This window comes from Streptomyces sp. NPDC048600, assembly GCF_055587025.1.
Genome location: NZ_JBVJGZ010000017.1, coordinates 91,511 through 117,674, shown reverse-complemented (window position 1 = coordinate 117,674; position 26,164 = coordinate 91,511). Strand labels below are relative to the sequence as shown.

Annotated in this window: 23 protein-coding genes; 7 read left to right on the top strand and 16 right to left on the bottom strand. The window is 71.3% G+C overall.

The genetic code is table 11. From position 1 onward, the window contains the following. Positions 1-140 precede the first annotated feature (140 nt). Complete coding sequence (locus ACZ6SQ_RS23125) at positions 141-596, bottom strand: GNAT family N-acetyltransferase (RefSeq protein WP_469565042.1); 456 nt, start codon at positions 594-596, stop codon at positions 141-143. A 258-nt stretch (positions 597-854) separates the two neighbouring features. Between ACZ6SQ_RS23125 and ACZ6SQ_RS23120 the strand changes: the two genes are divergently transcribed. Further along, positions 855-1,640 carry a LuxR C-terminal-related transcriptional regulator gene (locus ACZ6SQ_RS23120; RefSeq protein ID WP_469565040.1) on the top strand — a complete coding sequence of 262 codons (786 nt, stop codon included), beginning with the start codon at positions 855-857 and terminating at the stop codon, positions 1,638-1,640. On the opposite strand, the gene tamR is transcribed toward ACZ6SQ_RS23120, so the two are convergent. Beyond that, the gene (tamR, locus tag ACZ6SQ_RS23115) at positions 1,599-2,096 is read right to left on the bottom strand and encodes a MarR family transcriptional regulator TamR (protein WP_386379045.1); all 498 of its coding nucleotides are present in this window, start codon (positions 2,094-2,096) and stop codon (positions 1,599-1,601) included. The genes ACZ6SQ_RS23120 and tamR overlap by 42 nt on opposite strands. Positions 2,097-2,184: 88 nt before the next feature. Here tamR and ACZ6SQ_RS23110 point away from each other — a divergent pair, with 88 nt between their 5' ends. Continuing rightward, positions 2,185-2,988: a trans-aconitate 2-methyltransferase gene (locus tag ACZ6SQ_RS23110; protein WP_469565038.1), complete on the top strand. Its 804-nt coding sequence runs from the start codon at positions 2,185-2,187 to the stop codon at positions 2,986-2,988. A 121-nt stretch (positions 2,989-3,109) separates the two neighbouring features. Here the strand turns inward: ACZ6SQ_RS23110 and ACZ6SQ_RS23105 are convergent, their stop codons facing one another. From ACZ6SQ_RS23105 to ACZ6SQ_RS23095, 3 genes are read right to left on the bottom strand one after another with little or no spacing between them, the layout of a single operon-like run. Then, complete coding sequence (locus ACZ6SQ_RS23105) at positions 3,110-3,364, bottom strand: type II toxin-antitoxin system Phd/YefM family antitoxin (RefSeq protein WP_469565035.1); 255 nt, start codon at positions 3,362-3,364, stop codon at positions 3,110-3,112. Between the two features lie 41 nt (positions 3,365-3,405). Continuing rightward, on the bottom strand, positions 3,406-4,080 hold the full coding sequence (locus ACZ6SQ_RS23100; protein ID WP_469565033.1) for a TetR family transcriptional regulator: 675 nt from the start codon (positions 4,078-4,080) through the stop codon (positions 3,406-3,408). Further along, positions 4,077-5,084 carry an acyl-CoA desaturase gene (locus ACZ6SQ_RS23095; RefSeq protein WP_469565031.1) on the bottom strand — a complete coding sequence of 336 codons (1,008 nt, stop codon included), beginning with the start codon at positions 5,082-5,084 and terminating at the stop codon, positions 4,077-4,079. Before ACZ6SQ_RS23095 ends, ACZ6SQ_RS23100 begins: the two co-directional genes overlap by 4 nt. A gap of 297 nt (positions 5,085-5,381) precedes the next feature. Here ACZ6SQ_RS23095 and ppc point away from each other — a divergent pair, with 297 nt between their 5' ends. Then, positions 5,382-8,123, top strand: a complete 2,742-nt coding sequence (gene ppc / locus ACZ6SQ_RS23090; RefSeq protein ID WP_469565029.1) for a phosphoenolpyruvate carboxylase — start codon at positions 5,382-5,384, stop codon at positions 8,121-8,123. Positions 8,124-8,197: 74 nt separating this feature from the next. Here the strand turns inward: ppc and ACZ6SQ_RS23085 are convergent, their stop codons facing one another. The 6 genes from ACZ6SQ_RS23085 to ACZ6SQ_RS23060 all read right to left on the bottom strand — a co-directional run bounded on the left by ACZ6SQ_RS23085 (position 8,198) and on the right by ACZ6SQ_RS23060 (position 13,881). Further along, complete coding sequence (locus ACZ6SQ_RS23085; RefSeq protein ID WP_469565027.1) at positions 8,198-8,704, bottom strand: hypothetical protein; 507 nt, start codon at positions 8,702-8,704, stop codon at positions 8,198-8,200. 54 nt (positions 8,705-8,758) lie between these two features. Beyond that, positions 8,759-9,361: an aminoacyl-tRNA hydrolase gene (gene pth, locus ACZ6SQ_RS23080; protein WP_469565025.1), complete on the bottom strand. Its 603-nt coding sequence runs from the start codon at positions 9,359-9,361 to the stop codon at positions 8,759-8,761. A gap of 87 nt (positions 9,362-9,448) precedes the next feature. Then, positions 9,449-10,051, bottom strand: a complete 603-nt coding sequence (locus ACZ6SQ_RS23075) for a 50S ribosomal protein L25/general stress protein Ctc (RefSeq protein WP_469565022.1) — start codon at positions 10,049-10,051, stop codon at positions 9,449-9,451. 197 nt (positions 10,052-10,248) lie between these two features. Continuing rightward, positions 10,249-11,229, bottom strand: a complete 981-nt coding sequence (locus tag ACZ6SQ_RS23070; RefSeq protein ID WP_389331145.1) for a ribose-phosphate diphosphokinase — start codon at positions 11,227-11,229, stop codon at positions 10,249-10,251. 134 nt (positions 11,230-11,363) lie between these two features. Then, complete coding sequence (glmU, locus tag ACZ6SQ_RS23065) at positions 11,364-12,809, bottom strand: bifunctional UDP-N-acetylglucosamine diphosphorylase/glucosamine-1-phosphate N-acetyltransferase GlmU (protein ID WP_469565019.1); 1,446 nt, start codon at positions 12,807-12,809, stop codon at positions 11,364-11,366. A gap of 214 nt (positions 12,810-13,023) precedes the next feature. Further along, a complete protein-coding gene (locus tag ACZ6SQ_RS23060) occupies positions 13,024-13,881 on the bottom strand; it encodes a hypothetical protein (RefSeq protein ID WP_469565017.1) in 858 nt (285 codons plus the stop codon). Positions 13,882-14,048: 167 nt separating this feature from the next. On the opposite strand from ACZ6SQ_RS23060, the gene ACZ6SQ_RS23055 reads away from it, so the two are divergent. Further along, a complete protein-coding gene (locus ACZ6SQ_RS23055) occupies positions 14,049-15,329 on the top strand; it encodes a sensor histidine kinase (protein WP_469565015.1) in 1,281 nt (426 codons plus the stop codon). A 17-nt stretch (positions 15,330-15,346) separates the two neighbouring features. On the opposite strand, the gene ACZ6SQ_RS23050 is transcribed toward ACZ6SQ_RS23055, so the two are convergent. After that, positions 15,347-15,841: an SUKH-3 domain-containing protein gene (locus ACZ6SQ_RS23050; protein ID WP_469565012.1), complete on the bottom strand. Its 495-nt coding sequence runs from the start codon at positions 15,839-15,841 to the stop codon at positions 15,347-15,349. Between the two features lie 48 nt (positions 15,842-15,889). Beyond that, entirely contained in the window at positions 15,890-16,414 is a 525-nt protein-coding gene (locus ACZ6SQ_RS23045) for a YwqJ-related putative deaminase (protein WP_469565010.1), read from the bottom strand. Between the two features lie 309 nt (positions 16,415-16,723). Here ACZ6SQ_RS23045 and ACZ6SQ_RS23040 point away from each other — a divergent pair, with 309 nt between their 5' ends. The 3 genes from ACZ6SQ_RS23040 (at position 16,724) to ACZ6SQ_RS23030 (ending at position 21,736) form a co-directional block, all read left to right on the top strand. After that, the gene (locus tag ACZ6SQ_RS23040; protein WP_469565008.1) at positions 16,724-17,716 is read left to right on the top strand and encodes an SMI1/KNR4 family protein; all 993 of its coding nucleotides are present in this window, start codon (positions 16,724-16,726) and stop codon (positions 17,714-17,716) included. An 8-nt stretch (positions 17,717-17,724) separates the two neighbouring features. Further along, complete coding sequence (locus ACZ6SQ_RS23035) at positions 17,725-20,583, top strand: SUKH-4 family immunity protein (protein ID WP_469565006.1); 2,859 nt, start codon at positions 17,725-17,727, stop codon at positions 20,581-20,583. Between the two features lie 262 nt (positions 20,584-20,845). Then, on the top strand, positions 20,846-21,736 hold the full coding sequence (locus ACZ6SQ_RS23030) for a cellulose-binding protein (RefSeq protein WP_469565004.1): 891 nt from the start codon (positions 20,846-20,848) through the stop codon (positions 21,734-21,736). Between the two features lie 35 nt (positions 21,737-21,771). On the opposite strand, the gene ACZ6SQ_RS23025 is transcribed toward ACZ6SQ_RS23030, so the two are convergent. From ACZ6SQ_RS23025 to ACZ6SQ_RS23015, 3 genes are all read right to left on the bottom strand, one after another. Next, entirely contained in the window at positions 21,772-23,379 is a 1,608-nt protein-coding gene (locus ACZ6SQ_RS23025; RefSeq protein WP_469565002.1) for a sodium/solute symporter, read from the bottom strand. Next, positions 23,376-24,014 carry a DUF485 domain-containing protein gene (locus tag ACZ6SQ_RS23020; protein ID WP_469565000.1) on the bottom strand — a complete coding sequence of 213 codons (639 nt, stop codon included), beginning with the start codon at positions 24,012-24,014 and terminating at the stop codon, positions 23,376-23,378. Before ACZ6SQ_RS23020 ends, ACZ6SQ_RS23025 begins: the two co-directional genes overlap by 4 nt. 159 nt (positions 24,015-24,173) lie before the next feature. Then, positions 24,174-25,742: an MFS transporter gene (locus ACZ6SQ_RS23015; RefSeq protein ID WP_469564998.1), complete on the bottom strand. Its 1,569-nt coding sequence runs from the start codon at positions 25,740-25,742 to the stop codon at positions 24,174-24,176. Between the last annotated feature and the right edge of the window lie 422 nt (positions 25,743-26,164).

Below are 26,164 nucleotides of genomic sequence, written 5' to 3'. Positions count from 1 at the left end.
ACCCCGCCCCGGGCATCCGGGGCATCCGCACGGCCGCCCGGTCCACGGCCCGCGCGGTCCGGCATCGCGCCCGCGGGTGCCCGCCCGGCCCGGCGGTCCGACCGGCTCGGATGTTTGCGCCTGCCGCTCGAACCGCGCGCTCAGGCCAGCCGTTTGACCAAGGTGTACTCCGTGATCCCCGGCGGATAGTCGGGGATCACGCACACCACGTCGTAACCCTGCTTGCGGTAGAACTCCGGCGCCTGGAAGTCCCAGGTCTCCAGCCGGGCGGCCCGGCAGCCGCGCCCTTCGAGCGCGAGGCGCTCCGCCTCCGCCAGCAGCCGGCCGCCGAGCCCCGCACCGCGGTGGCGCTCGTCGACCCACAGATACGCCACGTGCAGCCAGGTCGTCCACGTGTGACCGACCAGTCCTCCCGCCAGTTCGCCCCCCGCGTCAGACGCCCAGACGTGCAGGGGGTTCTCGCGTTCCTGCGGGGTGCCGCGCAGCGCGCGCAGGATCGGCGAGGCCGCCGTGTTGGTGTCGCGCAGACGTGAACGGAGCAGATCTCGCCGGGCCTTGTCGACTTCCGCCTCGATACGAAACATGCGGCACACCATAAACGCGTCCGTCGGCCAGTTCTGCAAATAACCTTCCGTTGCCGTTCCCCGTCCGTACCCTGATGGACAGCACCGGTGGGGGCCGGTGCCGTTCAGGGGGCGAGACAGTCGGGTACGACGCCCGAAGTGGGGGTAGCTGTTTCCGCACGGCGGCGGCCGTGGCGGTGCGACGCTCCGGGCGCCGTGCCCGTGCCTGTCACAAGTTTCTCCCGACCTTGGCATCCCCTGCTCGTGAGAGAGCTTGGGGAAGGGGGTTTCGTGGTACGCATCCGAGTCCTGGTCGTCGACGACCATCGCATCTTCGCCGAGTCGCTCGCCGCCGCCCTGGCCGCCGAGCCCGACGTCGACGTCTCCGCCGCGGGCAGCGGCCCCGCGGCGCTGCGCTGCCTGGAGCGCGCGGCCGCCGAGGGGCGCCGCTACGACGTCCTGCTCGTCGACGCCGACCTCGGCGGGGCCGTGCCCGGCATACGGCCGGCGGTGCCCGTGCAGCCCGTCGCGTCCGTGCCGGACGGCGGCGAGGAGGGCACCGTCGACGGGATCTCCCTGGTCACGGGGGTGCGCGGCGCCCAGCCGGGTGTGCGCACGGTCGTGCTCGCCGAGAAGGACGACCCGCGGCGCGCGGCCCTCGCGCTCCAGGCCGGGGCGTCCGGCTGGGTCGCCAAGGACTGCTCGCTGTCGCGGCTGCTGACCGTCGTCCGGGGCGTGCTGCGCGACGAGACGCATCTGCCGCCCGCCCTGCTGACCGGGGTGCTGCGCGAGCTGACGGCCGCCCGCAAGCACCGCACCGAGAGCGAACGCCTGGTGGAGTCACTCACCCCGCGCGAACGCGAGGTGCTGCGCTGCATGGTCGCGGGGCTCGGCCGCAAGGCGGTCGCCGAACGGCTGTTCCTGAGCCCGCACACCGTACGCACCCATATGCAGAACGTCCTCGGCAAGCTGGGTGTCCACTCCACCCTCGCCGCCGTCGCGCTCGCCCGCAGGGCCGGGGTCGGCCCGGTCGACCTAACCGGGGATGTTGTCGAACGGGGCGGTCAGCTGGCGTAGCAGCGCGGCCAGTTCACCGCGCTGGGCACGGGAGAGCTCGGCGAGGATGGCCCGCTCCTGGTCGAGCAGTCCGGCCAGGGCCTGGTCGGCGCGGTCGCGGCCCTCGACGGTCAGCCGCACCAGCACACCGCGCCGGTCGCTGGGGTCGGGCAGCCGCTCGACGAGGCCCTTCTTGGCGAGCCGGTCGATGCGGTTGGTCATCGTGCCGGAGGTGACCAGCGTCTGGGTCAGCAGCTGTCCGGGGGAGAGCTGGTACGGCGATCCCGCGCGCCTGAGCGCGGTCAGCACGTCGAACTCCCAGGGCTCCAGGCTGTGCTCGGAGAACGCCAGCCGGCGCGCCCGGTCCAGATGCCGGGCCAGCCGGCTCACCCGGCTGAGCACCTCAAGCGGTTCCACGTCGAGGTCCGGGCGCTCCCGGCGCCACGCTGCAACCAGCCGATCGACCTCGTCCTCCATGACGATCAGTGTAGTGGTTGTGTCGACATGAAGTCTCTTGATGTGAAGTCTCTTGACGTCGAGATAATAAGGGGCGGAGAGTGGACCCATGACCACCCCCACCTGGAACCCCGCGCAGTACCTGCGCCACGCCGCCCACCGCGCCCGCCCCTTCGCCGACCTCCTCGCCCGCGTCCCCGCCCTCCCGGCAGAGGACCGCCCCCGCATCGCCGACCTCGGCTGCGGCCCCGGCAACGTCACCGCCCTGCTCGCCGAACGCTGGCCCGGCGCCCGCATCACCGGCTACGACAACTCCACCGAGATGCTCGACAAGGCCCACACCGAACACGAAGGCCCCACCCCCGGCGGCGGCCGCCTCGACTTCACCCACGCCGACGTCCGCACCTGGTCACCCGCCGAGCCCCACGACCTGATCATCAGCAACGCCACACTCCAGTGGATCCCCGGCCACACCGAGCGCTTCGCCGACTGGATCGCGGCACTCGCCCCCGGCGGCACCCTCGCCTTCCAGGTCCCCGGCAACTTCGACGCCCCCAGCCACCGCCTGATGCGCGACCTCGCCGCCCGGCACGGCGTCACCGACGCCCTCCGCCACGACGACGCCGTCCTCACCCCCACCGCCTACCTGCGGCACCTGACCGCCCTGGGCTGCGAGGCCGACACCTGGGAGACGACGTACACCCACCTGCTGCACGGCGAGGACCCCGTCCTCGACTGGGTCAAGGGCACCGGACTGCGCCCCGTCCTCGCCGCCCTCGCCGACCGGCCCGAGGCCCACGACGCCTTCCTGCGCGCCTACCGCCAGGCACTGCGCGAGGCGTATCCGGCGACGGAGTACGGGACGCCGTTCCCGTTCCGCCGCGTGTTCGCGGTGGCCCGTAAGGGAGGGTGAGTGGACGGGGCGTCGGCCAGCTCGTCGATCGCGTCCAGGGTCGCGGACAGGCCCTTCGGGTCCCCCTCCAGGAACCGCGTGGCCGCATCGAGGGCGTGTGGTTCGAAGATGATCTCGTAGGTCACTTCTCTTCCAGCCCCAGCCGCTTGCGCACCTCTGCCATGGGGATGCCCGCACCGAGCGTGCCCTCCGCCTTGCGTCGCTGGTGGTCCGCGACGGCGAGGGCGTCTTCGAGGTCCTCTATCACCTGCGGTGAGACGAGAAGCGCCGCCACAAGACCGTGGTCGGTGAGGGCGATGGTCTCGCGGCTGTGGGCGGCGCGGCGGACCAGGTCTCCGAGCTGGGCACGGGCTGCACTGATCGCGATCCGAGTCATACCGGCATCGCGCCACAAGGTTCATCTGGTGAAACACTCATTCAAGTCTTGCGATGCCCTATCAAGCGCGGCTTCGCCTCCAGGCCGTCCAGACCGTGCCACGCCAGATTCACCAGATGCGCCGCCACCTCGGACTTCTTCGGCCGCCGCACCTCCAGCCACCACTGCCCCGTCAACGCGACCATCCCCACCAGTGCCTGCGCGTACAACGGAGCCAGCTTCGGATCGAAACCACGGCTCTTGAACTCACGCCCCAGGATGTCCTCCACCTGCGTGGCGATGTCCGAGATCAACGACGCGAACGAACCCGTCGACTGCGGAATCGGCGAATCACGCACCAGGATCCGGAACCCGTCCGTGGACTCCTCGATGTAGTCCAGCAACGCGAACGCCGCCTGCTCCAGCAGCTCACGCGGATGGCCGGCCGTCAACGAACCCGTCACCATGTCCAGCAGCCGCCGCATCTCACGGTCGACCACCACCGCGTACAAGCCCTCCTTCCCGCCGAAGTGCTCGTACACCACCGGCTTGGACACCCCGGCCTTCGCCGCGATCTCCTCCACCGACGTGCCCTCGAACCCCTTCGCCGCGAACAGGGTGCGCCCGATCTCCAGCAGCTGCTGGCGGCGCTCCGCACCGGTCATCCGGGTACGGCGCGTCCGCCGCGGCTTGTCGTTGCTGATGCTGCTGGAGTCGGTCGCCACAGCGTCAATCATGCCGCCTCGACGGGCGCCTTCCGGCGCCGGGAACCACCCTCGTCGGTGTTGCGCCGCGAATCGATACGCGAGCGTGACGGCCAGCGCACGTCGTACGCCCACCCCGCCAGCTCGAACCACCGGATCAGCCGCGCACTCGAATCCACCTGCCCGCGCATCACACCGTGCCGCGCCGACGTCGGGTCCGCGTGATGCAGGTTGTGCCACGACTCACCGCACGACAGCACCGCCAGCCACCACACATTGCCCGACCGGTCCCGCGACTTGAACGGCCGCTTGCCCACCGCGTGACAGATCGAGTTGATCGACCACGTCACGTGATGCAGCAACGCCACCCGCACCAGCGAACCCCAGAAGAACGCCGTGAACGCCCCCCACCACGACATCGTCACCAGACCACCGATCACCGGCGGCAACGCCAGCGACAGCATCGTCCACAGCACGAACTGCCGCGAGATCGCACGCAGCGCCGGATCCTTGATCAGATCCGGCGCGTACTTCTCCTGCGACGTCTGCTCCTCGTCGAACAACCAGCCGATGTGCGCCCACCACAGGCCCTTCATCAACGCGGGCAGCGACTCGCCGTACCGCCACGGCGAATGCGGATCACCCTCGGCGTCGGAGAACTTGTGATGCTTGCGATGATCGGCCACCCACCGCACCAGCGGGCCCTCCACCGCCATCGACCCCGCGATCGCCAGCGCGATCTTCAAAGGCCGCTTCGCCTTGAACGAACCATGCGTGAAATGCCGGTGGAAACCGATCGTGATGCCATGACAGCCCAGATAGTAGAAAAACACCATCAGACCCAGATCCAGCCAGCTCACCCCCCATCCCCACGCCAGCGGCACGGCCGCCACCAGCGCGACGAACGGAACGGCGATGAACAGCAGCAGCGCGATCTGCTCGATCGAACGCTTCTGCTCCCCGCCGAGCGTCGCGGAGGGCATAGCACCGCCGGAAGCCTCCGGGGCCTCTTCGATCACATCGGAACTCGTGGTCATTGGGGCGTCCCCTGTGGGGTCGAGGGTCGTGAGAGCGGATACCGCACGACCGGAACCGGGCAGGTGTTCCCTACGGTTCCGTAACCTACGGCGTCGTAAGTATGGCAGCGCCCGGCCCGGCGGCAAGAGCCCCTGAACCTGCGCGTCCGCCCCGACACCTATCCTTGGAACCGGTCGGACAGCGCGGTCCGCTCTGAAACTCTTCCCGGAAGCACCACCCGTATGCGGCACCCCGCCGCGCGCCGGTCACCCGGGTTCCCTCCCAGACGAGCTTCAACACTGCAAGGAGCCGCACCTGTGAGCAGTGCCGACGACCAGACTGAGTCCCAGGCGAACACCAGCACCGAGCTGCGCGCCGACATCCGCCGCCTGGGCGACCTCCTCGGCGAGACACTCGTCCGCCAGGAAGGCCCCGAGCTCCTAGAACTCGTCGAGAAGGTCCGCCGCCTCACCCGCGAGGACGGAGAAGCCGCCGCCGAGCTGCTGCGCGGCACCGAACTGGAGACCGCCGCCAAGCTGGTACGCGCCTTCTCCACCTACTTCCACCTCGCCAACGTCACCGAACAGGTGCACCGAGGCCGTGAGCTGCGCGCCCGCCGAGCCGCCGAAGGCGGACTGCTCTCCCGCACCGCCGACCGCCTCAAGGACGCCGACCCCGAGCACCTGCGGCAGACCGTCGAGCACCTCAACGTCCGCCCCGTCTTCACGGCGCACCCCACCGAAGCCGCACGCCGGTCGGTCCTCAACAAGCTCCGGCGCATCGCCGCGCTCCTCGAGACCCCCGTCATCGACTCCGACCGCCGCCGCCACGACACCCGCCTGGCCGAGAACATCGACCTCGTCTGGCAGACCGACGAACTCCGCGTCGTCCGCCCCGAACCCGCCGACGAGGCCCGCAACGCCATCTACTACCTCGACGAACTCCACGCCAACGCCGTGGGCGACGTCCTCGAGGACCTCACCGCCGAACTCGAACGCGTCGGCGTCACCCTCCCCGACACCACCCGCCCCCTCACCTTCGGCACCTGGATCGGCGGCGACCGCGACGGCAACCCCAACGTCACCCCCCAGGTGACCTGGGACGTCCTCATCCTCCAGCACGAACACGGCATCAACGACGCCCTGGAGATGATCGACGAACTCCGCGGCTTCCTGTCGAACTCCATCCGCTACAGCGGCGCCACCGAGGAACTCACCACCTCCCTCAAGGCCGACCTCGAGAACCTCCCCGAGATCAGCCCCCGCTACAAGCGCCTCAACGCCGAGGAGCCCTACCGGCTCAAGGCCACCTGCATCCGCCAGAAGCTCGAGAACACCAAGCAGCGCCTCGCCAAGGGCACCCCCCACCAGGACGGCCGCGACTACCTCGGCACCGGCGAACTCCTCGCCGACCTCACCCTCATCCAGACCTCACTGCGCGCCCACCGCGGCGGACTCTTCGCCGACGGCCGCATGAACCGCACCATCCGCACCCTCGCCGCCTTCGGCCTCCAGCTCGCCACCATGGACGTCCGCGAACACGCCGACGCCCACCACCACGCCCTCGGCCAGCTCTTCGACCGGCTCGGCGAGGAATCCTGGCGCTACACCGACATGCCCCGGGACTACCGCACCAAGCTCCTCGCCAAGGAACTGCGCTCCCGCCGCCCCCTCGCCCCCACCCCCGCACCCGTCGACGCGGCCGGCGAGAAGACCCTCGGCGTCTTCCAGACCGTCAAGAAGGCCCTGGAGGTCTTCGGACCCGAGGTCATCGAGTCCTACATCATCTCCATGTGCCAGGGCGCCGACGACGTCTTCGCCGCCGCCGTCCTCGCCCGCGAGGCCGGCCTCCTCGACCTCCACGCCGGCTGGGCCAAGATCGGCATCGTGCCGCTGCTGGAGACCACCGACGAGCTCAAGGCAGCCGACACCATCCTGGAGGACATGCTCTCCGACCCGTCGTACCGCAGGCTCGTGGCCCTGCGGGGCGACGTCCAGGAGGTCATGCTCGGCTACTCCGACTCCTCCAAGTTCGGCGGCATCACCACCAGCCAGTGGGAGATCCACCGCGCCCAGCGCCGCCTGCGCGACGTCGCCCACCGCTACGGCGTCCGCCTGCGCCTCTTCCACGGCCGCGGCGGCACCGTCGGCCGCGGCGGCGGCCCCTCCCACGACGCCATCCTCGCCCAGCCCTGGGGCACCCTGGAGGGCGAGATCAAGGTGACCGAGCAGGGCGAGGTCATCTCCGACAAGTACCTCATCCCCTCGCTCGCCAGGGAGAACCTGGAACTGACGGTCGCCGCCACCCTCCAGGCCTCCGCCCTGCACACCGCGCCCCGCCAGTCCGACGAGGCCCTCGCCCGCTGGGACGCCGCGATGGACGTCGTCTCCGACGCCGCCCACGCCGCCTACCGCGAACTCGTCGAGGACCCCGACCTCCCGACGTACTTCCTCGCCTCCACGCCGGTCGACCAGCTCGCCGACCTGCACCTGGGCTCCCGGCCCGCCCGCCGCCCCGGCTCGGGCGTCTCCCTCGACGGCCTGCGCGCCATCCCCTGGGTGTTCGGCTGGACCCAGTCCCGCCAGATCGTCCCCGGCTGGTTCGGCGTCGGCTCGGGTCTGAAGGCCCTGCGCGAGGCCGGTCTCGACACCGTGCTCGAAGAGATGTACGGACAGTGGCACTTCTTCCGCAACTTCGTCTCCAACGTGGAGATGACCCTCGCGAAGACGGACCTGCGGATCGCCGGGCACTACGTCGACACCCTCGTCCCCGACGAGCTCCGCCACGTCTTCGACACCATCCGCGCCGAACACGAGCTGACCGTCGCCGAGGTCCTGAAGGTCACCGGCGAGGCCGAACTCCTCGACGCCCAGCCCGCCCTGCGCCAGACCTTCGCCATCCGCGACGCCTACCTCGACCCCATCAGCTACCTCCAGGTCGCCCTCCTCAAGCGTCAGCGCGACGCCGCCGAGGCCGACGAGCAGCCCGACCCGCTGCTCTCCCGCGCCCTGCTGCTGACCGTCAACGGCGTCGCCGCCGGCCTGCGCAACACCGGCTGACCCCGCACAACCCGAAAGGGCGGCACCCACCAGGGTGCCGCCCTTCTCGTCTTCCCCTACGTCCCCCACGTCCGTCACACGGCCAGAAAAGCCGCCGTCAGCAGCACGAACCCCGAACCCGCCAGCACCCACGCCGCCCGCGTCCGCCGCAACCCGCCCGCCACCACCACCGACGCCAGCAGCAGGGCACCCCCCAGCGGAACCCACGCGTACAGCACCCCCGCCGGACCCGAACGCACCGCGCTCTCCCCGCCCGGCTTCACCACCACCGTGTACGTGCGCCCCTTCTCCACCGCGACCGTGTCCTCGACCTCGACACTCGCCCGCGCCCGCGACCCCGGCGACAACGGCGCGTACGGCCCCGAACAGGCCCGCTCACCACAACTCGTCACCTCGACCGTGCCACGCTCACGGCCCTTGGTCAGCATCACGTACTGGGCCGAACCCCAGGACGCCCACACACCCGCGACCAGGATCAGCACCGTGACGACACCCATGGCGGCCACCCGGCCGAACCGGAGGGCGACGGTACCCGGCGCCGTCCCGGCCCTGTGCCGAGCGGAGACGGAAGCAGAAGGCATGGCCGCGATCCTTGGCCATGCCCACACACACAGTCAACCGCGCCGAGGCACTTGTCAGGAGTTGTACGACCCCTGCGCCCTCTCCAGCCCATCGATCACCAGACACTCCACCGCATCCGCCGCACGATCCACGAAGTAGCCCAGCTCCTTGCGCTCCGCCGACGCGAAATCCTTCAACACGAAATCCGCCACCTGCATCCGCCCCGGCGGACGCCCGATCCCGAACCGCACCCGGTGATAATCCGCCCCGAACGCCTTCGTCATCGACTTCAGCCCGTTGTGCCCGTTGTCCCCGCCACCCAGCTTCAGCCGCAACGTGCCGTAATCGATGTCCAGCTCGTCATGCACCGCCACGACATTCCCCGACGGCACCTTGTAGAAGTCCCGCAACGCGTTCACCGGACCACCCGACAGGTTCATGAACGACATCGGCTTCACCAGCACCACCCGGCGGCTCGACGGCCCCGGCGGACCGATCCGTCCCTCCACCACCTGCGCCTGCGCCTTGCCGGCCCGCTTGAACTTCCCCCCCAACCGCTCGGCCAGCAGATCCACCACCATGAACCCCACGTTGTGCCGGTTCATCGCGTACTCGGGTCCGGGATTGCCCAGCCCGGCGATCAGCCAGGGGGCACTCGGGTCGGTCGTCACGTCCACGTCTCCTTCGATCACGCCTCGAACACACGCCAGCCGCCGCTCCCCGACAGGAAGCAGCGGCTGACAGAACGACGCCGGGCGTCAGGCTCAGGCCTCCTCGGCCACAGCCTCGGCACCCTCGGCGGCCTCGCCCTCCGGGGCCTCCTCCGCCTGCGCGGCCAGCACCTGAAGGACCACCGCGTCCTCCTCGACGGCCAGCGTGGTGCCCTTCGGCAGCGTGATGTCCTTGGCCAGGACCGAGGCACCGGCCTCAAGACCCTCCACCGACACCGACACCGACTCCGGGATGTGCGTGGCCTCGGCCTCGACCGGCAGCGCGTTCAGCACGTGCTCCAGCAGGTTGCCACCCGCCGCCAGCTCGCCCTCGGCCACGACCGGAACCTCGACCGTGACCTTCTCGCCACGCTTGACCAGCAGCAGGTCGACGTGCTCCAGGAAGCCCTTCAGCGGGTCACGCTGCACGGCCTTCGGGATCGCCAGCTCCTGGGTCTTGCCGTCGATGTCCAGCGAGATCAGGACGTTCGGCGTACGCAGCGCCAGCAGCAGCTCGTGACCCGGCAGGGTCAGGTGCTTCGGGTCCGTGCCGTGACCGTACAGAACGACGGGCACCTTGCTCTCACGGCGGATGCGGCGCGCGGCACCCTTGCCGAACTCGGTACGGGACTCGGCGGCGAGCTTGACCTCGGACATGTTCACTCCTCGCAGAAGGTAGAAAGCGGACGTGGTCACCCGGCCACGAACGGCCTGCTACGAAGAGCGCGTCGATAACGGACAGCCACACAGAAAGTGCGGCCTCCCTCGCCGAGCAACTTCAGCAGTCTACTCGGCAGAAAGGCCGCACCCAAAAGGATCATCGGGCCCCCGTCACCAGGAGCCCCGAAAAACCCTTACTGCTCGTCGAACAGGCTCGTCACCGAACCGTCCTCGAACACCTCACGCACCGCACTCGCGATCGTCGGAGCGATCGACAGCACCGTCAGCTTGTCCAGATCACGGCTCAGCTCACCCGGCGTCGGCAGCGTGTTCGTGAACACGAACTCACTCACCCGAGAGTTCTTCAACCGGTCCGCCGCCGGACCCGACAGCACACCGTGCGTCGCCGTCACGATGACATCCTCCGCACCGTGCGCGAACAACGCGTCCGCCGCCGCACAGATCGTGCCACCCGTGTCGATCATGTCGTCCACCAGCACACACACCCGGCCACGAACCTCACCGACCACCTCATGGACGGTCACCTGGTTCGCCACGTCCTTGTCACGCCGCTTGTGCACGATCGCCAGCGGCGCACCCAGCCGGTCGCACCAACGGTCCGCCACCCGCACACGACCCGCGTCCGGCGACACCACCGTCAGCTTCTCCCGGTCCACCTTCTCGCCCACGTAGTCCGCCAGCAGCGGCAGCGCGAACAGGTGATCCACCGGACCGTCGAAGAACCCCTGGATCTGATCCGTGTGCAGATCGATCGCCAGAATGCGGTCCGCACCCGCCGTCTTCATCAGATCCGCGATCAGACGCGCAGAGATCGGTTCACGACCTCGGTGCTTCTTGTCCTGCCGCGCGTAACCGTAGAACGGCACGATGACCGTGATCGACCGCGCCGACGCACGCTTCAGAGCGTCGATCATGATCAACTGCTCCATGACCCACTTGTTGATCGGAGCCGTGTGGCTCTGGATCAGGAAGCAGTCCGCACCACGCGCCGACTCCTGGTAGCGAACGTAGATCTCACCATTGGCGAAGTCGAAGGCCTTCGTCGGGACGACCCCGACACCCAGCTGGTGGGCGACCTCCTCGGCAAGCTCGGGGTGGGCGCGGCCGGAGAAGAACATCAACTTCTTCTCGCCGGTCGTCTTGATCCCGGTCACAGCACTGTCTCCTCAGAGGTGTCGCAGCTGGGTGTCGAGCAGACCTCGCCACTGGGCGTGAGAGGCCGTCTCAGCTGGGGGTGTGCGGGTATGCACTTATCACGGTACGCCGTGTTTGGCGTGCCTGTTTCCGGTCAGCCCTCGCCGCCGGGCTCCCGGGAAGCCGCCTCGGCCGCCTTCGCCGCCGCGCTCCCCGGACGCTTACGAGCCACCCAGCCCTCGATATTCCGCTGCTGACCACGGGCCACGGCCAGCGAACCGGGCGGCACGTCCTTCGTGATGACGGACCCTGCGGCCGTGTAGGCGCCGTCCCCGACCGTGACCGGTGCCACAAACATGTTGTCCGAACCGGTGCGGCAGTGCGACCCGATGGTCGTGTGATGCTTGTCCTGCCCGTCGTAGTTCACGAACACACTCGCGGCACCGATGTTCGAGTACTCACCGATCGTCGCGTCACCCACGTACGACAGATGAGGAATCTTCGTCCCCTCGCCGATCGAGGAGTTCTTCGTCTCCACGAACGTGCCGATCTTGCCCTTCGCGCCCAGCCGCGTCCCCGGGCGCAGATACGCGAACGGCCCCACCGACGCCCCGGCACCCACGACCGACCTGTCGGCCACCGTGTTGTCCACCCGGGCACCCGCACCCACCCGCGTGTCCCGCAGCCGGCAGTTCGGACCCACCTCGGCACCCTCGGCCACATGCGTGGCCCCCTGGAGCTGCGTACCCGGATGCACCACGGCGTCCTGCTCGAACGTGACGGTCACATCCACCCAGGTGGTGGCCGGGTCGACGACGGTCACACCGGCCAGCATGGCCCCCGTCAGCAGCCGCTCGTTCAGGATGCGACGGGCCTCCGAAAGCTGCACGCGGTTGTTGATCCCCGCGATCTCCCGGTGGTCCCCGGCCACCGACGCACCCACCCGGTGCCCGGCCTCACGCAGAATCCCCAGCACGTCCGTGAGGTACTCCTCACCCTGGCTGTTGTCCGTGCGCACCTGCTTCAGCGCCTCCGCCAGCAGCCGGCCGTCGAACGCGAACACACCCGAGTTGATCTCCCGGATCTCCCGGATCGCGTCGTCCGCGTCCTTGTGCTCCACGATCGCCGTCACGGCGCCGTCGGCGTCCCGCACGATCCGGCCGTAGCCGGTCGCGTCCGGCACCTCGGCGGTCAGCACGGTGACGGCGTTGCCGTCGGCCGAGTGCGTACCGGCCAGGGCGCGCAGCGTCTCACCGGTCAGCAGCGGGGTGTCGCCGCACACGACGACCACGGTCCCCTCCAGGGGGCCGCCCAGCTCCTCCAGGCCCATCCGCACCGCGTGCCCGGTGCCGTTCTGCTCCGCCTGCACGGCCGTACGCACGTCGGGCGCGACCTCGGCCAGATGCGCGGTCACCTTCTCCCGGGCGTGACCGACGACCACGACCAGGTTCTCGGGGTTCAGCTCACCGGCCGCCGCCAGCACATGGCCGACCAGACTGCGGCCACAGATGTCATGCAGAACCTTCGGTATGGCCGACTTCATACGGGTGCCCTCACCCGCTGCGAGAACGACGACGGCTGCCGGGCGAATGGCGCTCACGGGATGCCCTTCGGCTGTTGGGGGGAGGGGTGACCTCCGCAGGATACCGGGGCGGGGGTGGGGAGAAATGAGCGCGGGCCCTGACAGTGCTGTCCGGGCCCGCTGCGCAGGCGGCTCCCCCATCAGGATTTGAACCTGAACTTAAGGGACCAAAACCCTCAGTGCTGCCTGATTACACCATGGGGGATGAAACTCGACTAAACCGGACATTTGGTCAGGTCGCCGAGTCGGCACCCAACACTATGCCGTACCAGGACCCTTCGATGCGACGGTACAGATCGGCGCCCTGCAGGACTTTGATGACCAGGCAGCCGCGGTATGAGTCCCCGGTGTTCTTCCGGACCGTTTTGGGGTTGTGCTTCTTGAGGGTCGTCTTGTTGAACGCCGAGGGGTCGGCGCCGACGAGGTCGGCCCAGTAGCGCTCGGCTCCGGAGACGTCGGCGGTCTCGTGGATCATGACGGTGAACCGCAGTCGCCCCCGCTCGACGCCCAGCAGGTCGAGCCAGGAAAGGAAGACCCTGATCATGCCCGGGTCGCTGTTGACGAAGCAGACGTTCTCGCGGCGGTCGTACGGCTTGTCCTTGCCGCCCTCGGCCCAGTAGAGCCCCACGCCCACCAGGAACAGCTCGCGGGCCGAGAGCTTTCCCACGGCCTGCTTGGCCTCCTCCTTCACGCGTCGGCGCTCCTCGTCGCGGATGCGCAGCTTCGCTTCCCAGCCGCGCCTTGAGATGGCCGCCGACTCCTCGGGGGTGCGCTTGCGCTCAGGCTTCGGCAGATCCCGCACCCACAGCGACACCGAACTCCTGGAGCAGCCCAGCTCCATCTCGATCTGGTCGTAGGTCCAGCCCTGGAGGCGTAGCTCTCGGGCCTTCGCGCGGAGGCCGTCCTTCGCTCGCGGGCGTTTCGTCCATTCCGGCGGCGGCTCTCCCTTCACCAGCTGGTTGAGGAGGTCGTTGTTGTAGACCTTCAGCTCGTCGCGGATCTGGCGGAGGCTGTGGCCTGATCGGCGTAGGGCTACTGCCTGGTCCCGGAGGGACTCGAAGTCGGCGTATTTGCCTGGGGAATGTGCCATGGGCGTACCGTCCGGGCGGAATGAGGGGCTCCGGGGTCGAACGGGGGGTGATTCAACAGTTCGAGGGATACCTGTTGGTTTCGTGGTTATTCGATTACGGGGTGTGGTGTAGGCCAGTCGTCGAAACTCGCCGGAAAAGGGAGGGGTCGCGACCGTAGGCTGGTCGCATGACCACGACGGGGGAAGAGCATGCCGCGGCCCGGCAGGGGCCGTGGTGGTGGGTCAGGTGGCGCAGTGCCCTGCTGGACGGGGCGCTGGCGTTGGCGTCGGCGGTGGAGTGCGGGGTCAGGGGCGTCGGGTTCGCGGCGGACGCCGGGATTCCGGTGGCGGTGGGGGTCGTGTTCGGCGTGCTCGCCGGGTCGGTCCTGCTGGTGCGGCGCCGGTGGCCGATCGCCGTGGTGCTGGTGTCGATCGCGGTGGCGCCGGCGGAGATGGGCTACCTCATGGGCGTGGTGGGTCTATACACCCTCGCCGCGTCCGAGCTGCCGCGGCGGATCATCGCCTCGCTGGCGGGAATGTCGTTGCTGGGGATGTTCGTGGTGACGTTCGTGCAGGCGCGGCGGCTGTCGGACTCCGAGGTGCGGCTGGGCGAGTGGGCGGTGCCGTTCATCGCGGTGACGATGTCGGTGGGGATGACGGCGCCGCCGTTGCTGCTGGGGCTGTACGTGGGTGCGCGGCGGCGGCTGATGGAGAGCCTGCGGGAGCGGGCGGACAGTCTTGAGCGGGAGTTGCAGCTGCTGGCCGAGCGGGCCGAGGAGCGGGCGGAGTGGGCGCGGGGCGAGGAGCGGACGCGGATCGCGCGGGAGATGCATGACGTGGTCGCGCACCGGGTGAGCTTGATGGTGGTGCACGCGGCGGCGTTGCAGGCGGTGGCCCGTAAGGACCCGGAGAAGGCCGTGAAGAACGCGGCGCTGGTGGGGGACATGGGCCGGCAGGCGTTGACGGAGCTGCGGGAGATGCTGGGCGTGCTGCGCAGTGGTGAGGGCACGCGGGCGCGTGAGGTGCCGTTGGTGGCGGTGGCGGTGGCCGCGTCGAGGGCGGCGGACGAGGCGGTCGAGGGGCCTTGTCTGGAGGAGCTGGAGGAGCTGGTGGGGCAGTCGGCGGCCGCGGGGATGGTGGTCGCGCTGTCGGTGGAGGGCGAGGTGCGGGGGTATGCGCCGGAGATCGAGCAGACGGCGTATCGGGTGGTGCAGGAGGCGCTGACGAACGTGCACAAGCACGCGGGCGGCGCGAAGACGTATGTGCGGCTGGCGCATCGGGTGTCGGAGATCGCGATGCAGGTGGAGAACGAGCCGCCGCCGGCGGTGGCGTCGTCGGCGCTGCTGCCGTCGGGCGGGAACGGCCTGGTGGGGATGCGGGAGCGGGTGGTGGCGCTCGGCGGGGTGTTCGTGTCGGGGCCGACGGACGCGGGTGGTTTCCGGGTGTCGGCGGTGATTCCGGCGTCGTAGGGCCGGGGTGTGGCCGGTCAGCCGGTGGTGAGGCGGGTGGGCTGGATTCCGGTGACGAGGGTGTTGAGGGCCTGGTCGATGTCGGGGCCGAGGTACCAGTCGCCGGTGTGGTCGAGGGCGTAGACGCGGCCCTGGGTGTCGATGGCGATGAGGGTGTCGGTGCCGGGTTCGGCGCCGAGGGGGCTGACGTCGGTGTCGAGGGCGCGGCCGAGGTCGCCGAGGGTGCGGGCGAGGTGGAGTCCGTGCAGGGGGTCGATGTGGAGTGCGGTGGGGGCTATCTGGCGGCCGGGGCCGCTGGGGGTGAGGTGGAGGCCGCCGAATTCGGCCCATGCTTCGACGGCGGCGGGGAAGACGGCGTGGCGGTGGCCCGCGGGTGAGGTGTGGTCGCGGAGGGTGTCGGCCCAGGTCTCGGCCTGTTTGATGTCCCAGCGTCCGGGGTGCCAGCCGGCGGTGCGCAGGGCGGCGTCGACGGGGACGGGGAAGCGTGTGGTGGAGGTGCGGTCGGGGTGCATCTGTCCACTGTTCGGTGTGTGGGGGCGGGTGCGGGTTTTCCGGGTGCGCTAGTCGGCCGGGACGGCGGGGTCGACGATGCGGACGCCGAAGTGGGCGCTGAGCGCGGTGCAGGCCTGGCAGGGGGTGGCGAAGCCGCCGTGGAGGGGGTCGCCGTCCTCGCGGATGCGGCGGGTGGTGAGTTTGGCCTGCCGGAGGGCTTTGCGGGCTTCGCCGTTGGTCATGGGTTTGCGGGCGGCGCGTTTGCTGCGTTCGGTGTCGGCCGCGGTGATGTGGCGCGAGATGAGGATGGTCTCGGCGCAGCGGCCGGTGAAGCGGTCGCGTCGGTCGCTGGTGAGGGTGTCGAGGAAGTCCTGGACGAGGGGGTGGAGCGGGGGCGGGGTGTCGCCGCGGGCGGCGGTGCCGGTGAGGGTGGCGCCGCGGACGGAGAGGGCGGCGGCGACGGTGGGGAGGATGCCGTCGCGGCGTTGGAGGAGGGTCGGGGTGTGTGGAGTTTCTGTGTGGCTCCAGCCGACGCGGGGGTCGCCTTTGGTGGCTGTGTGTGGTCCCGTCTGTGTCGCGTTCATGATCGTCATCCCCTCCCGAGCATCCCCCCGAAAGGTCCAGACTGCCAAATGGCGTGCCTGGTGCGGAAGCTGGGGCGGTGCGACACGCGGGGGTTTGGGCGGGCTGTCACGGCGGGGTGACGGCTGGTCACGGAAGTGGAGGCCCGGTGACCGGCGGAGGTGTACCGCATAGGCTGTCGGTGCCGCGACAGGTGCGGTCGACGCGTTGGTGACAGCGGTCAGCGTGTCGGAGACAGTCGGATACGGACCGTGGTGGGCAGGGTCGGCGTCGGGCCGGCGGCCGCGGGGTCGTACAGAGTGCCGCAGGGGGCAACCGTCATGACGACAGGTCGGCTTGGGCAGCAGGCCGCGCCGCCGAACGCGGCCTACGCCGGGCAGGTCGTGCATTTCCCGGATCCGGTGCGGGCGTCCCGTCATCCGGCGGGGGTGCGGGTGGACGAGCGCGGCTATCCCGACTTCTCTCCTTATGCGCGTGCGGCGGCGGAGATCGCCGATCCGCCGGAGGGTTTCGGTGTCGACGAGCTGCGGCTGACGGACTATGTGTCGGCGAACGCGGCGTTGTCGGCGTCGGGTCATGTGTTGTGGGACACGCTGCCGGCGGTGGCGACGCCGCACGGGTGGACGTGGCATCACGTGGCGGGTTCGCGGCGGCTGGAGCTGGTTCCGGTCGAGGTGAAGGCGTTGCTGCGGCATCACGGTGGTGTGGCGACGGCGGCGGTGGACCAGGGCAAGCGGGGGACGCGGCCGTTGCAGGAGACGCGGCCGGCGCATTTCGGGCTGCCGAGGTCGGGTGTGTCGGTGACGGAGCAGCAGGTGCTGCAGGTCGAGGAGGACCTGGGGTACCGGTTGCCGGGTGCGTACCGGTCGTTCCTGAAGGCGGCGGGTGGTTGCGCGCCGGTGGGGACGGCTCTGGATCCGGAGTTGGGGCTGCTGCTGGACCAGCCGTTCTTCACGGTGCGGGACGAGGCGGCGGTCAATGACCTGGTGTATGTGAACAAGTGTCTGCGTGATCATCTGACGAAGGACTATCTGGGTGTCTCTTTCGTGCAGGGTGGTCTGCTGGCGGTGAAGGCGAAGGGCGAGCGGGTCGGTTCGGTGTGGTTCTGCGCGTTCGACGACGCTCGTGACGTGGATCCGTCGTGGCCGCCGGCGGAGCGGGTCGAACGGTTGTTGATGCCGTGTGGTGAGGACTTCGACGTGTTCCTGTCCCGGCTGGCGGGTTCGCCGCCGGAGTTGGAGACGGTGGCGAATCTGATGGTGGACGGCGGTTTCGCGCGGTCCGTGCCGGTCTCGGGCACTGCGGGGGAGTGAGCTTCGCGATGGTGACGTTTGCGCAGGCGCAGGAGCGCGCCGAGGAGTGGGTCAACGGGGATGTTCCCTCGTATCAGCATCGTGAGGTGCGGGTGCGGGAGTTCGGGCTCGGTTTCGTGGTGTGGGCGGAGGACCGTGCGGACGGTCCGCGTTCGGACGGTGGTGCCCAGCGGCTGGTGATCGCTCGTGACAGCGGCGAGGCGACGCTGTGGCCGGGGCTGCCGGTGGGTGAGGTGATCCGTCGGTACGAGGAGGAGTACGGGGTGAGTGCGGAGGCGGCGGACGCGCCGCCGCCGGCTGCCGCGCGGGTGGATCTGAATCAGACGTCGTTCCTGCTGACTCCGCCGGAGTGGTTGCAGGAGGCGGCGGACCGGATGGGGATTCCGGATCGTCGTGAGGGCGGTACGCCGGGGGCCGCCGGTGCTTCGGGTGCGGGCGCGGGTTCGGGTTCGGGTTCGGGTTCGGCCGGTCCGGGTGGCGCCGGTGCCGGTGCCGGTTCTGCCGGTTCCGGTGCGGGTTTCGCGGGTGCCGGTTCGGCCGGGGGTTCGGCGTTGCCGGAGACGCAGGCCGGGGTGCCGTTGGCCCGGACGCAGGCGGGGGTGCCGTTGGGCGGTGCGCCCGCGGGTGGTGCCGCTGTTCCCGGTGCCGGTGCCGGTGCCGGTGCCGGTCTGGGTGCCGGGGCTGGGGCTTCGGTGCCCGGTCCGTCGGTGCCGGGGGCGACTCCGTGGGCGGGTACGGACACCAACGCCGATGCCGGTGAGGACCGTTCGGTCCCGCTGCCGGAGACGGTGTTCGCTCCGCCGCTCAGCGGGATGGACGACGAGACGCCGCCACTGGTGGCGCCGGAGGCCAAGACGGCGCTGATCTCGGGTGGCAGTCAGCTGCCGCGGACGACGATCGAGCCGGCGCTGCAGAACCCGAACGCGCCGGGCGCGCACGCTCCCGGTGCGTCGCAGGGCAGCACGCCTCCGCCGGTGCCGGGTACGCCGCCGTACGGCTATCCGCAGGGCCCGGGGAGCGCGGGCGGTGCCCAGGGTGCCGTTCCACAGTCTCCCGGCGGTCCGGGTGCGCCGGGCAGGCTCGCGCCGAACGCCGGTGACATCGCCGACGCGGCCACCAGCAAGGCCGCGCCGCCGCCGCGCCGGGCGCGGGGCGGTGCGACGCCGCCTCCGCCGCCGGGTGTTCCGGGGGCGCCGGGCGCGCGGCCCGGGGGTGCGGTGCCGCCTCCGCCGGGCGTGCCCGGGGTTCCGGGGGCGCACGCTCCTGGCGTGCCGCAGGGCAGCACGCCTCCGCCGGCCCCCGCGGCGCCGGGTGCTCCCGGTGCGGGGACGGGCGGGTACATCCCCACGCAGCTCGTGTCCGCGCTGGGCCCCGACGGCCCGCAGGTCACGGGCGGACCCGGTGCGCCGCAGCCGCCGGGCACACCTGGCACGCCGGGCGGTACGCCGCCGGGCGGTGCCCATCACGCCGCGACGATGCTGGCCGACCCGGGCCGGGGCGGCACGGGCGGGGGCGCTCCGCAGCCGCCGGGTGTCCCTGGTGCCCCGGGTGCTCCGGGAGTGCCGAACGCGCCGGGCACGCCGCAGCCTCCGGGCGCTCCGGCCGTGCCGGGCACGCCCGGCGCGGGTCACGTCCCGGGTGCTCCGGGTGTGCCTGGTGCGCACGGCTCCGCGGGCGGGCCGCAGGGTGCGGTGCACCACGCGGAGACCATGCTGGCGGGCCCCGCGGTCGGCGGCCCCGGTGTGCCTCCGCCTCCGCCGGCGCCCGGTGCTCCCGGTGTTCCGGGTGCGCCCGGTATGCCGCCGGGTGCGGGCGCTCCGCAACCGATGGCTCCGGGCGGTCCGGGGACGCCGCCTCCGGCGTACGGCTATCCGCAGCAGCCGCCGGCCGGGCTGCCGACGGTCGGTCCGGGCTATCAGGCGGTGCTGCGCTACCGGGCGCAGGACGGTTCCGAGCAGCAGCTGATCCGGCGTTCGGCGCCGGGTACGCCGCACCCGGAGTGGCAGATCTTCCATGAGCTGCGGGCGATGAACGTGCCGCCGGACCAGGTGCTGGAGCTGCACACGGAGCTGGAGTCGTGCGAGCTGCCGGGGGCGTACTGCGCACGGATGATCCGGGAGCAGTGGCCGCAGGCGCGGATCACGAGCATCGCGCCGTACGGCACGGATCACGCGAGCCGGCAGCAGGGCATGCAGCAGCTGCTGGCGCATCAGGGCGAGTTGCACCAGGTGGCGGACGGTCCGGCGCGGCCCGCTCCGGTGCGGGCGCCGTTGCCGGTGGTGCAGCCGTTGCCGCCGGTGGCGCCGGAGGCCGTCGCGCAGGAGCTGGCGGCGGCGTTCGGGCCGGGGGTGTTCCGTTTCGAGCAGGCGGCGGTGTCCCGGCAGGGTGTGCCGCCGGTGGTGGCGCACACGCTGGTCGTGGCGGGGCTGCCGCTGGACATGGGTCCGTTCTTCTGGGCACAGGCGCAGCCGGGGCGGCCGGTGCCGACGCTGGCGGAGCTGGCGGCGGAGCGGGGTGTGCAGCCGGCCGCGGACGCGGGGTCGTACCTGGTGATGGGTACGGACTTCGGGCGGGCGGTCTGTGTGCAGTACGGGACGGCGCACATCGTCGCGGTGTCGGTGGAGGCGGGGCCCGGTGGGGCTCCGGTGCCGCCGCAGTTCGTGAACAGCGGTCTGCCGGAGTTCGTGCGCTGTCTGGCGCTGCTGGGCCGGATGTGGCGGCTGCGGTTCGGGCTGAACCAGGAGCAGGCGGGCCGCTGGACGGTGGACTTCCAGGCGCAGCTCGCCTCGCTGGACCCGGCGGCGCTGGGGTCGCCGGAGAGCTGGTGGTCGGTGCTGCTGGAGCAGATGTGGGACGGGCTGCTGTGATGTCCCGCCGCTGACGGGCGGTGCGCGCTCGGCACGTGCGCGGAGGGGCCGGACCGGGTCGCTGAATCGACCGGTCCGGCCCCTTGTGCTTGGTGCACGTAACTTATGTGCGGAGTGTCGCGTTATGAACACTTCCGTCGGATCCATCAAGATGTGCGCGAAATCGAAAAGCGCGAGCACTCGATCGAAAGCGTTCGTGTGTCGCGGGCGCACGCCGTGGTGCCCAGGTGGCGTGTGCGGGTCGGCGGAGAGGGGTTCCAGGATGAGCAGCGCACCGGTGTCGCCGCATGGCTTCGTGGCCGTCCGGGGGCGTGGTTACCGCCCCGCGCAGGTCGAGCGGTTCATGGCGGTGCTGTGCCGGGACCGGGACGCCGCCTGGGAGCGGGCCGCCCGGCTGACGGTGCTGGCCAAGGAGATGGAGGCCGGGGCCGAGCGGCTGCGCGAGACGGTCGCGGGGCTCGCGCCGCAGACGTACGACGCGCTCGGGGAGCGGGCCCGGCGTCTCTTCCAGCTCGGGGTGGAGGAGGCGGCGGAGCTGCGCGAGCGGGCGCGCGGCGCGGCGCACGAGGAGCTCGCGCGGGCCGAGTCGGACGCCGAGGGCGTACGGGAGCGGGCGGGTGAGGCCGCCGAGGCGGTGCGCGCGGAGGCCGAGGAGCGGGCCCGTCAGCTGCTGCTGCTCGCGCGCGCCGAGGCGGACGAGGTCCGGATCGGCACCCGTCGGGAGGTCAAGGAGCGGCGCGGCGAGGCGCTGGCCGTTCTGCGTGACGCGCGGCATCGCAGTGCCGCCGTGCTCGCCGGGCAGGAACGCGAGCAGGCCGAACGGCGGGCCGTCGCCGAGCGTGAGGAGCAGGAGCGGTCGGCCGCTCTCGACGCGCGGCAGGCCCGGCTCGTGGCGCGCGCGGAGGCCGCGCTGTCCGAGGCGAAGCAGGCGTTCGCGGAGGCGGAGGAGTCCGCGCGCCGGCGGCAGGAGGAGGCACGCGCGCGTGCTGCCGAGGTTCTCGCCGAGGCCCGGCTGCGTGCGGACCGTATTGCCCGGGAGACCGAGCGGGTCCTGCGCGAGCACGGCGAGCGCTGGGACGACGTGCACGCGCATATGGACCATGTCCGCACCAGCCTGACGTCCCTGACGGGCGGCAGGCTGCCGGCGGAGTAGCGCGCGGGGCGGGGTGCGAGGGTGCCGGCCGGGTGTCAGTTCTTCCTGACGGCGCCCGCCAGGATCCATCCCTCGACCGCCTCGTACTGGCGTCGCTGTTCGGCGGCCTTGCCGCGGCCGGAGGCCAGGGTGCCGAGCCAGCCGAGGGCGAAGCCGAGCGGGACGGTGACGATCCCGGTGGTGGTGAAGGGGAAGAAGTTGAAGTCGGCCTCGGGGAAGGCGGAGTGGGGGGAGCCGGAGACGAGGTTGGTGCCCGGCAGCAGCAGGAAGACGGAGAGGGTGCCGCCGACGAGGGTCCACAGCAGGCCGGTGCGGGTGTAGCGGCGCCAGAAGAGGCTGTAGACGAGGGCGGGGGCGAGCGCGGAGGCGCCGACGCAGAAGGAGACGGTCACCAGCGGCTGGAGGCTGCGGTGCTGGACGAGGGTGGCGAGCAGGACGGCGGGGATGCCGACGGCCAGGGCGGAGATCCGGGCCAGGGCCATCTCCTGGCGACCGGAGGTCTCGCGCCTGAGGGTGGCGTAGAGGTCGTGGGCGAGGGAGTTGGCGCAGGCGAGGATCATTCCGGCGACGGAGGCGAGCAGCGTCAGGAACAGCGCGGTGGTGACGGCGGTGAACAGAAAGGTCTCGGCGGTGGACACCTCGGCGCCGAACGCGGCCTGGGAGCCCAGCAGATAGGCGGAGTTGCCCTGCGGGTCGGCCTGGGCGAGCGCGGCGCGCCCGATCAGGGCGGTCGCGCCGAAGCCGACGACGGTGATGACGAGGACGAACAGGGCGACGGTGGACACGGCCCAGGACATCGAGCGGCGCACCTGGCGGGCGCTGGAGGCGGTGTACATGCGCATGGTGACGTGTGGCAGGCAGGCGCCGCCGAGGACGACGGCCAGCTGGGAGCTGACCATGTCGAGCTCGGGGAACGGGCCGCCGGAGAACTGGAGTCCGGGCCGCAGGAAGGCGTCGCCGACGCCGCTCTGGGCTGCGGCGGCGCCGAACAGTGCGCCCGGGTCCCAGTCGAAGCGGTTGAGCATCAGCGCGGCGACCACGGCGCCGGAGCCGAGCAGCATCACCATCTTCACCATCTGGATGAAGGCGGTGCCCTTCATGCCGCCGATGGCGGCGTAGCTGATCATGAGGGCGCCGACGCCGACGATGCAGCCGGTCTGCACCGATTCGCCGGAGAAGCCGAGGATGAAGGAGAGCAGCTGTCCGGTGCCCGCGAGCTGCACCAGCATCAGCGGCAGCAGTGCCGCGAGGGTGACCAGGCTGGCGGCGATGCGTACCTTGCGGCCGGGCATCCGGCGGGCGAAGGCGTCGCCCATGGTGAACCGGCCCGCGTTGCGCAGGGGTTCGGCCAGCAGGAACATCAGCAGCATCAGCGACAGGGCGGTGCTCAGGGCGAGTACGACGCCGTCGTAGCCGTAGAGGGCGATCACTCCGCCGGTCCCGAGGACGGTGGCGGCGGAGATGTAGTCACCGGCGATGGCGAGGCCGTTGCGCATGGGGGACAGCGAGTTGTAGCCGGTGTAGAACTCGTCGAGGTCGTCGCGGTCGGGGCCGGTCATCACGCACAGCAGCAGGGTGACGGTGGCGACGGCGGTGAACGCCATCAGGGACAGGGTCTGGCTGGTGTCGCTGAGGCCGTTCATCGGGTGGCTCCCCGTTTGGCGTCGAGGCGGGCCTGTTCCCGGATGCGTGCGGCGATCGGGTCGAGGTAGCGGTGGGCGGTGTGTTCGTACAGGACGATCGCCAGCCAGGTGACGGGGACCTGGACGAGGGCGAGGAGCAGGCCGACGGGGAGGCCGTCGGTGACGGTGCCGGCCATGAAGCCGGGGGCGAACGCGGACAGGAGCAGGAACAGCACGAAGTAGCCGAGCGCGGTGAGCGTGGCGGTGCGGCGCTGCCAACGGTAGGCGCCGCGCAGGATGCGCAGGTCGCTGTGGTGGCCGAGCGGGGCGTGCACGGGGGCGGGGCGCTCGGGCGGCGGCTCGGGGGCGGGTGCGGGCTGCCAGGGGTAGGTGGGGCCCTGTTCGCCGTACCGGTGCCCGCCAGGGGCGCCGGGGGCGGGGTGGGGGCGGCCGCCCTGGCCGCTGTCGCCGCCGTAGGGCTGACCGCCGTACGGCCGGCCGCCCTGGGACTGACCGCCGTACGGCCGGCTGCCGTAGGGCTGGTCGTCGTAGGGCTGGCTGCCGTACGAGCGGCGTGCGGGGGTGGGGGGAGTGAACGGGGGTCGGGTGGGCGGTGGGCCGGTGTTCGGGTACGACGGGGACGAGTCGTAGGACATCCCGGGGCTCCTTGCGCGGCTCGGGTCCGTGGCGGCGGACCGCAGGGAGTGGGGGGCGCGGTCCACGCACGTTACTCGCCGGGAACTTATTGTGCGAGGGTTTCGGCAAACCGATTGGTCGGTAACCGTTTGTCTCGCTGACCTGCGGTGTTACCGCCGTTAACTCGGACTTTTGGCGACCCCGCCCGGTCCGTCCGGCCGGTCCGCGAGCTCGCCGGGCCCGCTCCCCGGGTCCGCGGGCAGCACCGGGAACCGCCGCGGGGCGACGAACAGCAGCACCGCGAACGCCACCGCCGCGGCGACCGCCGCGCCGAGATACACGGCGTGGACGGCGTCCGCGACGGCCCTGCGGGACGCCTCGGCGGCGGCGCCGGAGCCGAGCGCGTGGGTCACCGAGTCGAGGTCGCCCGCGCCGCCGAGGCGGGCGGCGAGCACACCGTTGGCGACGGCGCCGAAGACCGCGGCGCCCGCGGTCTGCCCGGTCTGGCGGCAGAACAGGATCGAGGCGGTGGCGGTGCCGCGCTCGGACCACCCCACCGTCGACTGCACACCCACGATCAGCGGCAGCTGGAAGAAGCCCAGCGCCCCGCCCAGCAGCAGCATCAGCAGCGCCGGCTGCCAGGCCTCGCCCGGGTAGGGCAGGAACGGGAAGGCGAACAGCACCAGCGCGGCCGTGCCGATGCCCACCAGGGCGGTGTCCCGGAACCCGATGCGCCGGTACAGGTGCTGGCTGTGCGCGGCGGCGACCGGCCAGCTCAGCGTCCACACGCTCAGCACGAACCCCGCGGCGACCGGGCCGAGCCCCAGCACGGCCTGGGCGTACGTCGGCAGGAACACCGTCGGCGCCACCATCAGCAGACCCAGCGCCGCGAGGGCGAGGTTCACCGCGGCGATGGTGCGCCGCCGCCACACCCAGCCCGGGATGATCGGCTCGGCCGTCCGGCGCTCCACGACGACGACCACACCGGCCAGCGCCAGCCCCGCCGTGAACAGGGCCAGCGAGGGCGCCGACAGCCACGGCCAGGCCACCCCGCCCTGCACCAGCGCGGTCAGCAGGACCCCTCCGCAGGCGAACACCGCGAGCGCGCCCGCCCAGTCCACGCGTGCGCGGGGCGCGGTGACACGCTCGGGCTCGTGCAGATGGCGGACCAGCAGCCACAGCGCGAGGCCGCCGACAGGCAGGTTGACCAGGAAGATCCAGCGCCAGTCGGCGTACCCGGCGAGCAGGCCGCCGACCGCGGGCCCGGTCACCGCGGACACCGCCCACACGGTGGACAGCTTGGCCTGGATCTTCGGGCGTTCCTTGAGCGGGTACAGGTCCGCGGCGAGGGTCTGCACGGTGCCCTGGAGCGCGCCGCCGCCGAGCCCCTGGACGATGCGGAAGGCGATCAGCGCGCCCATGTTCCAGGCGAGCGCGCACAGCAGGGAGCCCAGCAGGAACAGCACGGCCCCGGCGACCAGCACGGGCTTGCGGCCGAAGGTGTCGGAGAGCTTGCCGTAGACGGGCAGGGTGACCGTGACGGCCAGCAGGTACCCGGAGAACAGCCAGGAGAAGACGGAGAAGCCGCCCAGGTCCCCGACGATCTGCGGGACGGCGGTGGAGACGATCGTGGAGTCCAGGGCGGCCAGCGCCATCGCCAGCATGAGCGCGGCCACCACGGGCCCGCGCCGCCCCGGCGGCCCGTCCTTACGTGCGGTGTCGGTGGTCGCGGGTCTCTCGGTGCCCACGTGTCGCCCTCCCGGTTCGCCTCGCGGCGGTCGTTGCCCCTTGCACTCATCTGTCGGCGGATAGCTTCCCACTCGAGCCCGACGCGGCGGCAGGGCGGAGGCCGAGGGCGACCGGAGGACTACTCCGACCCCCAGGACAACTCCGCCGTGCGGCGGACTCCCCTAGGGGTATCTCCGTACTTCGGTGCGGGGAGGGTTCGTCCCGCCGGAGGACGAGACGGCGCGGGCCCCGTCCTTAACCTGGTCCTACGTCGACAGGGGCGGCCCACCACACCTTCGGGGGTGGGGTTTTCCCCCGGTGAAGACGGGGCCGGGCACCAGCGCGCCGGACCCCTCCCGCGGGCCAGACTCATCGGCGTAAGAGCGATTCCGGCCGGCCGGCCACCTCGGCACCGAGGGACCCGGACGACCGTCCACTGACC